Here is a 13830-nt window from a genome sequence, read left to right on the forward strand (position 1 = left end):
AAGGTTTTACTATAATTTTACTTAAAGCTTAACCACCTTAGCGCCAAAACCACCCTGATTAATCGGAGCATCATTAAAGCTTTTTACACTTTTGTGAGCTTTTAAAAACTCTTTTACCGCAAAAGCTAATTTTCCTGTGCCTATACCATGATAAACTATCACCTCATCAAAACCCACTATCAAAGCATCAGAAATAAATTTATCTAATCTTTCAAGCGCCTCATCACTTCTTAAGCCGTGTAAATCTAAAGTCATATTTAAAGCACTTGGGCGGGTTACATTAACACTTGATTTTACCTTTTGTGTAGGGGTTTGATTGCTTTTTTTAAGAAGCTTTAAAGGCACACGCAAACTTAAACCATCGCTTTGAATCATCGCATCATTTTTTGAAATAGCTGTGATTTTACCTTTGATTTTTTCATATTTTACAAAATCCCCAACTCTAAGTTCTTCATTTTGCTCCATACTTGGCAAAACAATGCTTTTTTTAAGTTCATTGGCTTTGTTTAAACTTCTTTGTTTTTCTTTGATATCTTTTAGATTTATTGTTTTTTTAGCTTCTTCTATGGCTTTGTGATATTTAAACTCTAAATTAGAAACAAGCTTTTTAAATTCTTGATCGTTTTTTTCTTTTTGATCTTTAAGTGAAAGTAAAATTTCATCTACCTTAGCTTCTTTTTTCTCAAGTTCTTCATTTTTCTTGCGTAAAGAAAGTTCAAGATTGATATTTTTACTTACCATTTCTTCTAAATTTTCTTTATCTTCTCCATAAAGCTTTTTAGCATTTTGCACTAAATTTGCACTTATGCCATATCTTAAAGCCGTTTCAAATGCATAAGATTTGCCTATAGTACCTTTTAAAAACTCATATTTTGGGCGTGATAATTCCTCATCATACAAAGCAGCGATGAGTTCAACTTGTGAATTTTTAGCTAAAAGCATAGCAAGGCGTTTATGATGGGTTGTGATGATGATTTTATTATCTTGTTCTAAAAGCTTAGAAATAAGCTCAGTATATAAACACGCTGCTTCTTCAAAATCTGTCCCAAGCTCTATCTCATCAACCCCTAATAAAACATTTTTCTTACCCAAAAGCTTAGAAAAATGCAACATTCTTCCTGCAAAAGTAGAAATATCATTTTTTACATTTTGTGGATCTTCTAAAATCGCATCAAATTCTTTGAAATTGCCTATTTGGCTTTTTTGTGCATTAATTCTCATAGGAAGTAAATGCTTTGCAAGTAAAGCTGCACTTAAAATTCCTTTTAAAAGCATAGACTTACCACCTGCATTTACACCCGTGATGATTAAAACTTTTTTATTAAACTCTATATTAACACTTTTTGCATTTTTTAAAGCTGGATGTGCGAAGTTATATAAGCTTAAATTATTAGAACTATCAGCTAAAACAAACTCATAATCATGTTTTTTAGCCATCAAAACTCTGGCGCTATAATGATCAAATAAATCAAAAGCATTATTGATAAATTTCAAAAACATCAAATTTTTATAAAAAATCAAACTGATTTTTTTAGCATATTCATAAAAAATTTCTTCTTTAGCATCTTTGATTTCATCAATTTGGCTTTGAATTTTTTCTACGCTTAAAGGTACCACATAAAATCCACCACCACTACTTCTACCTATGATTTTTGCTTTTAAGACATGATTAAATCCACCGCGTAAAAGTAAGGCCTCCATACCATTGATAAGATGGATTTGTGTATCGATCAAATATGCACTAAGATTTTTAGTATAGGTGAGTTTTTTAAACTCAGCTACCAAACTTTCTTTTTTCATTTTTAGAGCTAAATTTAGATTAACAAGTCTTTCATCAACACTTTCTTTAATCTCACCCTTTTCATCAAAATACTCAAAAAGTTCTAAAATAGCCTGTGGAATTTCTATTTTTAAAAGCCATTCTTTTAAGCTTTCTTCAAATTTTAAGCCCTTTAAGTATCTAAAATACATACAGATTTTAATAAATTCAAAGCTTTGACTTAAATGCAAAATTCCTTGCTTGCTAAGATGAGTTAAAGCACTATTTAGCTCATCTATCATAGGCGGGGGATTAAAATCAATCAGCGAAAGCTCATTAATCCTTTTATAATGAAGCTTGCTATCACCTTGTAAAAAAATTTCTTTATCTCTTGCAAAAAGTCCTCTAAAGTCTTCTATATAGCCATCTAAATCTAGCTTTTTAAAAAATTGCCCTTGCATTATTTATCTACCTTGCAATCTTTTATATCAAAAACATAGGCTTTAAATTGTTTATTTTTGCCATTTGAAATAAAACTTTGTGTTCCATGCTCAAAGTTAAAATACTCTTTAGTGACATTAATATCTTTGCAAATTAGACTTTTTCCTTGTAAAAACGCATTGAGCGTTTCTTTTTTTAAAACCCCGCTTCTTGTGGCACTTAGCTCAAATTTAATCGCAAAAGCAATCATTAAAATCAACACTAAAATCAAAAGATAATTACTAATCTTACCTATTTTTTTACGCAAAAAAATGAAAAAAAGTAAAATCGCAAAAAAAGCTAAGATATATAAAAAAATCTTAAACATACCTTCCCCTGAGCTTTGTGCTTATATCTCCCGCACCAAAGCCAATTACCAAACCATTTTCAATCAACTCATCATCAAGATAAATAGCATTTTCTTCTCTTTTGATTTCTTTTATAAATTTAGCCTTTGGAAAGTATTTTTGCATATTAATCTCTATTTTAGCTTCCCCTGCTGCATACACAGGTAAAATATAAAGCTCATCAACATTTGCTAAAACTTCACTAAAATACTCTATATTTGCACTTAAACGCGTATAACGATGAGGCTCAAAAATAGCTATGATTTTTTCATATCCAGCTAGCTTTGCATACTCATTTGCTGCTTTAAGTGTGGTTTTGATTTCTGTTGGATGATGTCCATAATCATCGATCAAAGCCATATTTTCATTTGCAAATAAAATATCAAATCTTTTTTTAATGCCTTGGTATTTTAAAAGCTTAGTTTTTAGCTCTTCTATATTTATAAATTCACTCGCAGCCAAAATAGCCAAAGCAGCATCCATCGCTACATGCTCACCCATACCAAAAACACTAAATTCACCTAAATCTTTAAGCGTAAAATAGGTTTTTGGCTTAAAATTTTCTACTTTCATATAAATATTTGTGATATCTTTACTTGGGTAAAGTTTTTTAGCGTTATTTAAATTTAAACTTGATAAAAACTCATCTTCAGCATTAATCACTTGAATTTTAGATAAATGCAAAAAGTCCTCATAAGCTTTGTGTAATCTTGCAAGATCGTTTCCATAATGATCTAAATGTTCTGCTTCAACATTAGTCACTATAGCCAAATAAGGATTTGAGTTTAAAAAAGAACTATCGCTCTCATCAGCTTCAAAAATGAGATTTTCACTTTCTTTATAAAGCATATTAGTGCCACTTTCTTTTAGCACTGCACCAATAATCACAGAAGCTTCTATCAAGCTTGCTAAAATACTTGAAGTTGTACTTTTGCCATGAGCTCCGGCAACTGCAAAAACTCTTTTGTCTTTTAAAATCATAGGTAAGGCTTCTTTTCTTGAAAGCGTTTTGATGTTTTGTTTTTTTGCGCTGATTAATTCTTCATTGTCTTCTTTAATAGCAGCTGAATACACCACCAAATCCACATCTTTGACATTGTCTTTATGATGAGGAATTTTTATATCTATACCTTCTTTTTCTAATTCTTTTGTGATTTTACTTTCTTTGATATCAGAACCACTAATCTTAAAGCCTTGCTCTTTTAAAAATCTCGCCAAAGCTGAAATTCCAATACCACCTATACCTATAAAATGAATTTTTTGCATTCTTGCCTCAAATTTTTTGAAAATTTAAGGCAAAATTTTATCATTTATTTACTAAAAATAAAATATAAAAAATCTTTATAAATAAAATCTAATCACCATTGTTTGATATTTTAAGATTAATTAGTCTATAATTTAATTGCTTTTGAAACAAGTCTTTATAATTTTTTGAAAAATTTTTATGATATAAATCTAACTCAAAAGCCTTATTTGTATCTTTTATACTAGTATTATTTTCAAAATAATAACCATTATTTCCATCATACACTCCATTTTGATCAATCCAAACAAGCTCATTAAAACCAAATTCTAGCTTTTCGTTTTTTATAGGTGCTAATATATCTCTTCCTCCTAAACTTAAATATTTTGTATCACTAAGAGTAAGATTATAAAGCGTTGGAAAAATATCCTTATGCGAACCCACACGATTTTTATCATAATAAATATCATTTTTTAAATACTTTGGAAGATATAAATAAAAAGGTACACTATAAGCAAAAGCTTTTTGGGATTTTATATCCATTTTAATATCTCTAAATCTATGATCACCTGTAGCAGCAATAATAATATTTTCTCTCAAACTACTTTCTTTTATGCGATCTAAAAATTTTCCAAATTCATCATTTGCATACGCATAGGCATTTAAAGCGCCTATAGAATCACTAATAATAAATTGACTTAATATTTTTTCATCTAAAGCATTCTCATCGATAAGTTGTGTTTTGCTTTTGTGTATATAAGGTCTATGAGTGGAAATACTAAGAGAAATAACTAGCGTAGGATTTTTAGCATTTTCAAATATAGAATATATTTTTTTATACATAAACTCATCAGCTATACCGTATTTGTGTTTTGTTTTTTTAGCTTGTGGAAAATCTTGCATAAGCGTATTTTCATCTATAACTTCATCTACACCTTGATTTTTAAAATAATTGCCAAGATTATACCAAGAAGCATTACCACTATAAACAAAAACTATTTTATATCCTGCATTTTTATAAATTTGCAAAGGTGTAAAGACTAATTTTTCTTTTTGATACAATCCATTTGAAATAATATTTGGACTTAAAAAAACTAAACGATTAAAACTTTCTATGGTATTGTTTGCACTGGATAAAAATCTAGTAAAAATAATATCTTGCTCAAAATGTTTTTCTAAATTTCCCAAAAGATTAGTATTTTCAGTACTAAACTCAGCTAAATTTAAGCCAAAGCTTTCCATAATATTAATATAAATATGATTTTTAGCATGATTTTGGTGTATCAAAGTAGTATCAAACATAGGAAAAAGCTTTTCTTCTAGTTGATTAAGCTGTTTTATATCCACGCTTTTAAATTCTTGTTGATTTTTATACTCTTTATATGCCCATGAAAAAGCCATCAAAGGATTTGTAGAAATTTCATTAAAAGCTTTTATGGTGCTAAATTCATAATTTGAAGCTCTCAATGCATTATAAGTAAAATGTCCTCTTAGCGCTATAACATAAGCATAAATTAGCAAAATGTTTAATAAAACAAAAAATACTAGTTTTACTTTAATAGTCTCTAGTTTTAAGCTAAGAATTTTAATATTAAGATAAAAACAAAATACGCTAAAAATTACAGCTAATAACAATGCTTTTATAATGGGATAATCAGAAAAAACTATAGATAATATCGCCTTAGTATTATCATCTTTTAAACCAAAAATAAAAATATCAATTTTGCTTGCATAAAGCTGAAAGTAATAATAATGTATAAACGCAGAAATTAAAGCAACAAAAGCTATAAAAGCTACATAAAAACTAGAAAGATAAATATAAAATTTAGCGATTACCCCCCCCCGTAGCGTGGTATTTTCTATCCTTAAAAACCAAACTTATATAAGAAAATAAACCACACAAAAATAGAGGTAAAAAAATAGCACTAAAGGTTCTCATATCATGACCTAGTCCATATACATATACCATTAAGGTATTTTCACTTTCATTGGTTAAATTTTTTATCATCAAAAACCTAACTAAAGCAAAAATTCCCATAAAAATAAAACTAAAAGAAAGAATTTGCAATAAAATTTTTCTCATTATACACCTTTAATAATATTTTCTTGTTAAAAAGATTACTCTTCATAATTTTTCACAAGCTTATCAAAGCCCCATAAATTTCTAGCCTCATTTGCTTTGCTAACTTCTATCACAAGCATTTCTTCTTGATCACCAAGTTGTTCTTGCACTTCCCCAAAAGCATTGATAAAAAAGCTATCTCCATAGAATTTCCAATCATTTTCTTGCTTTGGGCTACCTATGCGATTAACCCTTAAAATGCTTGTTGAGTTTAAAAAGGCTCTTGTTTTTAAAAGCTCTAGCCATCTTTGATTGCTTTCAAAAGTACTAGCTGTAGGAATGATGACTAAGTCTATCTTTTTTTTCATAATCATTTGCCAAAAGATATCAAAATGCGCCTCAAAGCCAAAAAGCAAAGCGCATTTTAAACCCTCATGCGTGAAAGTAAAAAGTTTAAGTTTATCAGTTTTTTTATTGTTAAAAAATTTTTCTTCATTCCAGTGTGCATAAGGCATTAAAATTTGTTGCTCATACATTTTTACATTTTGCGGGCCTACCTTTAAGCATAGTTTTTTTAAACCATCATTTTCTACACTGATAAATGGTGCAATAATGTTTAAATCATATTTTTTAGCAAGTTTTATCAAGCTTGCCTTTTTACTTTGGCTTTGCTCTTTGATCATACTTTTTGGCATAGTTTTTAGCTCACTAAAAAAGCTATTTAAAACATACTCGCCCAAAACCACCAAATTTGCACCACTTTCCTTAGCAGCTTTTAGATAATAATCAAGCCTTGACTCACTCAAAGCTAAAGTCGGAAATTGCAAAGCTACAACACTACTCATCTACTTGCTCGATTTCTAATTTAGCATTTTCAAGCATAGTTCTTGCTTGCTTGATACTTTTCAAACCTTCTTTATAAATTTCTACACAAGTTTTAAGGTCTAAATCTTTATCATTAAGTTTTTCCAAAGAAAGCTCAGCTTGTTTGATATAATCTTCAAATTCCATTAATTACTTACCTTGTAATTTGGTGCTTCAGCTGTGATAGTTACATCATGCACATGGCTTTCTTTTAATCCTGCTGCGGTGATTTCTACAAATTCAGCTCTTTCTTGGAAAGCTTTGATATCTACTGCACCCACATAACCCATAGAAGATCTAAGTCCACCTAAAAGTTGATGAACTACACTTTTTATACTTCCTACATAAGGCACCCTACCTTCAATTCCTTCAGGCACAAGTTTATCTTGAGCCGTACCTTCTTGGAAATATCTATCTGAACTTCCTTTTTGCATAGCACCTAAGCTTCCCATACCACGATAGCTCTTATATTGTCTTCCTTGATAAGTAAATAACTCACCTGGACTCTCATCAGTTCCTGCTAAAAGTGAACCTATCATCACACTACTTGCTCCTGCTGCAATAGCTTTTGCAATATCACCTGAGTATTTTATACCCCCATCAGCGATTACTGGCACGCCGTATTTACTTGCTTCTATCGCACATTCATCTATAGCTGAAATTTGAGGCACACCCACACCTGAAACAATACGCGTAGTACAAATACTACCAGGTCCTATACCTATCTTAATAGCGTCCGCGCCTGCTTCACATAAATCTTTAACCGCTTTAGCACTTGCAACATTTCCTACTATCACATCTACATTAAACTCAGCCTTAATTGCTTTTAATGTATCAATAATACCTTTAGAATGTCCATGCGCACTATCCATTACTATAACATCAACTTCAGCTTCTACTAAAGCCTTTACGCGATCAAGCTGACCTACACCCACGGCTGCAGCTACTCTTAATCTTCCATAGGCATCTTTATTTGAATTTGGATATTCTTTACGTTTTTTTAAATCTTTTATAGTAATCAAACCTTCTAAACGATTATTTTCATCTACGATTGGAAGTTTTTCTACTTTATTAGTAGAGAAAATCCTTTCTGCATCATCTAAAGTAGAGCCTTTTTTAGCAGTGATTAAAGGCATTTTTGTCATTACATTTTCTACTAAATTATCAAAATTAGTTTCAAATCTCAAATCACGATTAGTTAAAATTCCTATTAGGGTTTTATTTTCATCTACCACAGGAACTCCTGAAATTCTATATTCAGCCATGAGTTCTAGCGCTTCTTTAACGCTTGCTTTAGCCCCTATGTAAATAGGATCCATAATCACGCCACTTTCGCTTTTTTTAACTCTTTTTATCTCTCTAACTTGTGAAGCTATATCCATATTTTTATGGATCACCCCTATACCACCAAGTCTTGCCATCATAATAGCTGCTCTATGCTCAGTAACCGTATCCATAGCAGCTGAAATTAAAGGCATATTTAAGGTAATATTTTTTGTAAGTTTTGTTTTGATATCTACTTCTTTAGGCAAAACCTCAGAATATTGAGGAACTAGTAAAACATCTTCAAAAGTCAAAGCGCGTTTGATGATTTTCATAATTTTTCCTTTATTTATTTTTAATAATTTCTTCTAAGCTTAAAGCGCCATCTAGTAAAGTTTGTTCATCGTAAGCTTTACAGATAAGCTGCGCAGAGATATTAAGTCCATTTTCATTTTTTCCTACTGGCACGCTAATACCACCAAGTCCTGCTAAATTCACTGAAATAGTAAATACATCTTCTAAATACATTTGCACCGGAGTTTTAATATCATTAAAGCCAAAAGCAACGCTTGGAGCAACTGGCATAAAAATCAAATCACAATCATTTAAAATTTCTTCATATTTTTGCTTGATAAATCTTCTAGCCTTTTGTGCTTTGATATAGTATGCATCATAATACCCACTACTTAAAACAAAGGTTCCTAGTAAAATTCTTCTTTTTACTTCCTCGCCAAAGCCTTCACTTCTGCTATTTACATACATTTGGCTAAGATTATCACATTTTTCGCTTCTTCTACCATATCTTACACCATCATAACGACTCAAATTTGCACTTGCTTCAGCTGCTGCTATGATATAATAAGCTGCAACATCAAATGTAGAATCCATTAAGTCTTTATAAACAATCTCATGTCCATTTGCTTTTAACATATCTATGGTTTTTAATAAGGCTTGTTTTACATCATCATTGGTTTGTTCTACATAGTTTTTAATCACAGCTATTTTTAGCTTTTTATTTGCATTTAGTTTTGGTGCAGTTGGTTCAAAAGCTATGTTTGCACTTGTGCTATCTTTTTCATCATAACCTGCAATAGCATCATACAAAATCGCAGCATCTTCAACATTTTGCGTTAAAACTCCTATTTGATCAAGACTTGAAGAATACGCTGCTAAACCATACCTACTAACTCTTCCGTAACTTGGCTTAAACCCAACACAACCACAAAATGCAGCAGGCTGTCTTACCGAACCACCCGTATCTGAGCCCAAACTTGCCAAAGCTATCCCCGCAGCAACTGCAGCAGCACTCCCTCCACTACTTCCACCTGGGACTTTGGCATTATCAAGCGGGTTTAAAGTCTTACCATAAAAAGAAGTCGCACTCGTACTTCCCATAGCAAACTCATCCATATTACATCTTCCAAATGGAGCAAAATTATTTTTGCGTAAATTCACAATAGCACTTGCATCATAAGGAGCTACATAGCCTTGTAAAATTTTAGAACCACAAGTTAATTCCCAATCTTTTACGCTAATATTATCTTTTATAGCTACTGGTACGCCAGCGCCTGAAGTGCTTAAATCTTTATTTAAAAACTGCTCTACATAAGCACCCAAATGCTTTTGCTGATGTGCTTTTTCATTTAATTCTTTTTTTAGATTTTCTAATTCTTCATTTGAAAATTTCAAAGCTTCTTTTAAAGTTACCATTATTTATCCTTAAATTTTTTAACCAAATAAAACAAAAAAAGCGTGATAAATAAAAAGCTCAATAAAGTAATCACTACCACGCTAAAAGGTAAAGCTTGCTCAAACATTTTTTGCTTTTTCCACGCTATTACATCTTGGACATAAGCATTCTTCTTCTTTTGCTAAAAACTTCCAACATCTTGGACACTTGTATAATGAAGAACGCACAATTTTAAAACTATGATCATCTATTTTAAACTCGCTCAAAGCTTCTTTTTCATCTAAGCTTTCTACTGAGCTCACCATAAACCAATCAGCCACTTCTTCAATATCTTCACTCAAAAGCTCATTTGCGCTTGTTTGCAAGCTTAACTCTAGAGTTGATTTGATGATTTTATCTTTTTTTAATACATCAACAAGCTCAAAGAATTTTTCCCTTGATTTTATAAATAAATCATCTTCGATTTTATACTCATAATCAAAGCCATTTTTTAACACCAAATCAAACACATCTTTAGCATTTTCTTTAATAGCCACATTTGCATGCTCTAAAGCTTCATCTATGGTATAAGTTAGACTTGGAGCTAAAAGCGCAAAAAGTTTTCTAGCTATTAGCACCATGGCACTTTGCGCACTTACTCTCTTTGTGTCATCTTTTGCATTACAATATAATCTATCTTTGCACACATCTAAATAAATTCCACTTAAATCCGCACTTAAGAAATTTAAAAGCACACTAAAGCCTTTTGCAAATTCATATTTTTCAAAAGCAGCTTCACATGCTTCAAAAGCAACTTTCGCACGCATTAAGATCCATTTGTCTAAAAGTGTGAAATTTTTTGTTTCTAAAAATTCCATATCATTAGTATTTGCAAGTAAAAATCTTATAGTATTTCTTATCTTTCTATACTGCTCGCTTACTTGTTTTAAAATATTGTCTGAAATTTTTAAGTCCGTTGAATAATCACTAAGCATTATCCAAAGTCTTAAAATTTCTACCCCATAATTTTTAGCTACATTTTGAGGTAAGATCACATTACCTTTTGATTTACTCATTTTTTGACCTTTCTCATCAACGGTAAAGCCATGAGTAAGTATGTTTTTATATGGGGTTTTGTGATTAATCGCAGTTGAAATTAAAAGTGAGCTTTGAAACCATCCACGGTGCTGATCGCTTCCTTCAAGATACATTGAAGCTTGATATTCTCCTGCATCATATCTAGCCGAGTTTAATACTGCCTCCCAAGTACTACCACTATCAAACCAAACATCTAAAATATCATAAACTTTTTCTAAATTATTTGGATCATATTTGCTATTTGGCGGTAATAAATCTTTTATTTCTAAATCCCACCACGCATCAGCTCCATTTGCTTCAAAAATTCCCACCAAATGATCTAAAACATCATCATCAAAAATCACTTCTTTGGTGCTTTTATCTCTAAAAAACGCTATAGGCACACCCCAATCTCTTTGTCTTGATATACACCAATCAGGGCGATTTTCTATCATAGAACTAAGTCTTTTTACCCCACTTTCTGGGTAAAATTTCACATTATTTAACTGCTCTAGCGCTAGCTCTCTTAAAGATTTTCCATCTAATTTTTTCTCATCCATTAAGATAAACCATTGTTTTGTAGCTCTATAAATAACTGGCTTATGTGTTCTCCAACAAAATGGATAAGAGTGTGTAAATTTAGAACTTTCAAGCAAAGCTTCGCCAAGTAGTTCTAAAATACGCTCATTTGCTTTAAAAATATGAAGTCCTATAAATTCATTTAGCAAATGTTCTGGTAAAAGTCCTTTAGCTCTTAGCGTTTCATCATAACACCCACCATCATCTACTGGCATAATCACTTCAATGCCATATTTTAAGCACACGTAATAATCATCCTCACCATGTCCTGGTGCAGTATGCACAAGCCCTGTCCCGCCTTCCATTAAAACATGATCGCCTAAAATAAGAGTGGATTTTCTTTGATTGAGTGGATTAATAGCACTTAAATTTTCAAATTCAGAACCCAAAAGTTCTTTTTGAATTTTTCCTTGAGTGAAATTTTTATTGATCATATTTTCAAGCAAGGCTTTAGCAAAAATATAACCTTCTTCAGTGATAACATATTTTTCATTTGGATTTAAAGATATAGCTTGATTTGCCGGTAAAGTCCAAGGTGTGGTAGTCCAAATTACCGCTTTTGCTTTTTCAACTCCTAATTTTTCAACCGAAGTTTTATCAAGCTCAAATGCTACAAAAATAGAATAATCTTCTTTATCTTCATACTCTACTTCAGCTTCTGCTAGCGCACTCTTAGCAGCCCAGCTCCAAAAAACAGGCTTGCTTCTTTCTAACAAAAGTCCTTTTTTAGCGATTTTACATAAAGCTTTGTAAATATCTGCTTCAAAAGCATTTTTCATAGTCAAGTATGGCTCATCCCAATCAGCAATCACACCCAAAGACTTAAATTCATCTCTTTGGATATTTACAAATTCTCTCGCATGCTCTCTACAAAACTCACGAATTTCTTTTTTGCTTAAACTTTGCTTTTTATCTTTAAGTTTAACTTCAACTTGCTGTTCTATCGGTAAACCATGACAATCCCAACCAGGAGTAAAACGCACTTTTTTACCTTGAAAATAATGCATTTTAATGATGATATCTTTTAAAATTTTATTTAAAGCATGGCCAATATGCAAATGTCCATTAGCATAAGGAGGGCCATCATGTAAAGTAAAACTCTCGCTTATTCCTTGTCTTTTTTGTTTCATTTTCTCATAAGCATAGTTGTTTTCAAACCACTTGCTAAAACGCTTAGGCTCAAGCTCTGCTAAATTTGCACGCATTGCAAAAGTCGTATTTGGAAGCAATAGCGTATCTTTATAATCCATATAATCCACCTTGAAAAATTTAAAAATAGTAAATTCTACTTAAAATACTTTTAATTTGCACTTATTTTTTTGTTATAATCGCAATAAAAAAAGGAAAATCATGAAACATCTCATCATCATTATAGGCAATGAAATTATTATTAATGAAAATTATATGCGTTATATACAAGAAGAATACAAAAAGCAGTTTTTAGAGCTTCATGAGTTAAAATTTATAAACAAACCTGATAAAGAACTTCCTTTTTTACTTGAAAAACTTTCTAAAGAATATAGCTATATAACCATTTTTAGCATTAGTGAATACTATGCAACCATAGCTAAAATCATAGCAACCTTAAATGATGATGTTTTAATCTTAGAAAATGATACTTTAGTACCCTCAAAAGCTTTGCGTGAAAAAAATTCCTTTTTAAGTTCTTTTGAGCAATGCCATATTAATTTATTAAATATAAATATAGAGCAAAAATTGCCTTTGATTTTGCAAAATCCTGAACTTGACTATGCGTATTTTTGTCTTTTAGATATAGATGAAATGAGTGCAAATATCTTACTTAGCACACTTACTACTTCTTTTGAAATTCAAACTTGCTCAAGTGCATTATTGGATAATCTCATTTGTATTAGAGCAAGCGCTAGTCAATATGGAAAACTAGAAGGCTTTTTAAAGGGAGTTTTTAAACTTTTTGCAGGAAAAGTATTTTTAGGAAATGATCCTATTAAATTTATAGCCAAAAAACTTTTAGAAAAAAACTTAAAAATTTCCTTTGCAGAAAGTTGTACTGCAGGACTTTGTGCTTCAAAATTTGCTGAAATCTCTGGAATTTCTAGCATTTTTGAAGGCTCTTTGGTGACTTATTCTAATCGTTTGAAAAATTCTTGGCTTGGGGTGAGCAATGATACCTTAGAAAGTGTTGGAGAATACTCTGATCGTTGTATTTATTTTATGTTAAAAGGGGTTTTTAAAACCACAAATTGTGATTTTGCTTTAGCGCTTAGTGGGGTAGCTGGGGAAGAAAATGATAAAAATACCAAAGCAGGTACCATCTACATAGGAGCTATGTATAAAGATGGAACCTTTTTACAAGAATGCATTCACATACAAGGCAATAGAAACTACACAAGAGAACAAGCTAGTTTGGCTGCATATTGTTTAATACTTAGATTAAAACCTGAAATTTTCTTTGGTGCTTAAACAAAAAATGGTGTATTTCAAAAATACACCCCGCCACTTAAATAT

The 13830-nt window shown here is 31.0% G+C and carries 11 protein-coding genes; 1 reads left to right on the top strand and 10 read right to left on the bottom strand.

The window, feature by feature from the left end; genetic code table 11:
* Nucleotides 1–21: 21 nt before the first annotated feature.
* From L8U41_RS07310 to ileS, 10 genes are all read right to left on the bottom strand, one after another.
* Nucleotides 22–2220, bottom strand: a complete 2199-nt coding sequence (locus tag L8U41_RS07310) for an endonuclease MutS2 (RefSeq protein ID WP_263728194.1) — start codon at nucleotides 2218–2220, stop codon at nucleotides 22–24.
* Nucleotides 2220–2567, bottom strand: a complete 348-nt coding sequence (locus L8U41_RS07315; RefSeq protein ID WP_263728195.1) for a hypothetical protein — start codon at nucleotides 2565–2567, stop codon at nucleotides 2220–2222. The genes L8U41_RS07310 and L8U41_RS07315 overlap by 1 nt, the downstream gene beginning before the upstream one ends.
* Nucleotides 2560–3852, bottom strand: coding sequence for a UDP-N-acetylmuramate--L-alanine ligase (murC, locus tag L8U41_RS07320; RefSeq protein ID WP_263728196.1), 1293 nt, complete (start codon nucleotides 3850–3852; stop codon nucleotides 2560–2562). The genes L8U41_RS07315 and murC overlap by 8 nt, the downstream gene beginning before the upstream one ends.
* A gap of 88 nt (nucleotides 3853–3940) precedes the next feature.
* Nucleotides 3941–5464 carry an LTA synthase family protein gene (locus L8U41_RS07325; protein WP_263728197.1) on the bottom strand — a complete coding sequence of 508 codons (1524 nt, stop codon included), beginning with the start codon at nucleotides 5462–5464 and terminating at the stop codon, nucleotides 3941–3943.
* Nucleotides 5465–5654: 190 nt separating this feature from the next.
* The gene (locus L8U41_RS07330) at nucleotides 5655–5912 is read right to left on the bottom strand and encodes a hypothetical protein (RefSeq protein WP_263679625.1); all 258 of its coding nucleotides are present in this window, start codon (nucleotides 5910–5912) and stop codon (nucleotides 5655–5657) included.
* 35 nt (nucleotides 5913–5947) lie between these two features.
* Nucleotides 5948–6736 (bottom strand): carbon-nitrogen hydrolase family protein, encoded by a 789-nt coding sequence (locus tag L8U41_RS07335; RefSeq protein ID WP_263728198.1) that lies wholly within the window; start codon nucleotides 6734–6736, stop codon nucleotides 5948–5950.
* Nucleotides 6729–6902 carry an exodeoxyribonuclease VII small subunit gene (gene xseB / locus L8U41_RS07340; protein ID WP_263664220.1) on the bottom strand — a complete coding sequence of 58 codons (174 nt, stop codon included), beginning with the start codon at nucleotides 6900–6902 and terminating at the stop codon, nucleotides 6729–6731. The genes L8U41_RS07335 and xseB overlap by 8 nt, the downstream gene beginning before the upstream one ends.
* Complete coding sequence (guaB, locus tag L8U41_RS07345) at nucleotides 6902–8353, bottom strand: IMP dehydrogenase (protein ID WP_263728199.1); 1452 nt, start codon at nucleotides 8351–8353, stop codon at nucleotides 6902–6904. Before guaB ends, xseB begins: the two co-directional genes overlap by 1 nt.
* Before the next feature lie 10 nt (nucleotides 8354–8363).
* Nucleotides 8364–9728, bottom strand: a complete 1365-nt coding sequence (gene gatA, locus L8U41_RS07350; protein ID WP_257939076.1) for an Asp-tRNA(Asn)/Glu-tRNA(Gln) amidotransferase subunit GatA — start codon at nucleotides 9726–9728, stop codon at nucleotides 8364–8366.
* 99 nt (nucleotides 9729–9827) lie between these two features.
* Nucleotides 9828–12593 carry an isoleucine--tRNA ligase gene (gene ileS / locus L8U41_RS07355; protein ID WP_263728200.1) on the bottom strand — a complete coding sequence of 922 codons (2766 nt, stop codon included), beginning with the start codon at nucleotides 12591–12593 and terminating at the stop codon, nucleotides 9828–9830.
* A gap of 100 nt (nucleotides 12594–12693) precedes the next feature.
* Here ileS and L8U41_RS07360 point away from each other — a divergent pair, with 100 nt between their 5' ends.
* Nucleotides 12694–13785 carry a CinA family protein gene (locus tag L8U41_RS07360; protein WP_263728201.1) on the top strand — a complete coding sequence of 364 codons (1092 nt, stop codon included), beginning with the start codon at nucleotides 12694–12696 and terminating at the stop codon, nucleotides 13783–13785.
* Nucleotides 13786–13830 lie beyond the last annotated feature (45 nt).

The organism is Campylobacter sp. RKI_CA19_01116 (assembly GCF_025771405.1).
Classification (GTDB): Bacteria; Campylobacterota; Campylobacteria; order Campylobacterales; family Campylobacteraceae; genus Campylobacter_D.

Excerpts from the sequence above, each read along its gene's own strand:
- xseB (WP_263664220.1), bottom strand. The coding sequence starts at position 6,902 with ATGGAATTTGAAGATTATATCAAACAAGCTGAGCTTTCTTTGGAAAAA.
- L8U41_RS07335 (WP_263728198.1), bottom strand. The coding sequence starts at position 6,736 with ATGAGTAGTGTTGTAGCTTTGCAATTTCCGACTTTAGCTTTGAGTGAG.
- L8U41_RS07330 (WP_263679625.1), bottom strand. The coding sequence starts at position 5,912 with ATGAGAAAAATTTTATTGCAAATTCTTTCTTTTAGTTTTATTTTTATG.
- guaB (WP_263728199.1), bottom strand. The coding sequence starts at position 8,353 with ATGAAAATCATCAAACGCGCTTTGACTTTTGAAGATGTTTTACTAGTT.
- L8U41_RS07360 (WP_263728201.1), top strand. The coding sequence starts at position 12,694 with ATGAAACATCTCATCATCATTATAGGCAATGAAATTATTATTAATGAA.
- L8U41_RS07310 (WP_263728194.1), bottom strand. The coding sequence starts at position 2,220 with ATGCAAGGGCAATTTTTTAAAAAGCTAGATTTAGATGGCTATATAGAA.
- ileS (WP_263728200.1), bottom strand. The coding sequence starts at position 12,593 with ATGGATTATAAAGATACGCTATTGCTTCCAAATACGACTTTTGCAATG.
- L8U41_RS07315 (WP_263728195.1), bottom strand. The coding sequence starts at position 2,567 with ATGTTTAAGATTTTTTTATATATCTTAGCTTTTTTTGCGATTTTACTT.
- murC (WP_263728196.1), bottom strand. The coding sequence starts at position 3,852 with ATGCAAAAAATTCATTTTATAGGTATAGGTGGTATTGGAATTTCAGCT.
- gatA (WP_257939076.1), bottom strand. The coding sequence starts at position 9,728 with ATGGTAACTTTAAAAGAAGCTTTGAAATTTTCAAATGAAGAATTAGAA.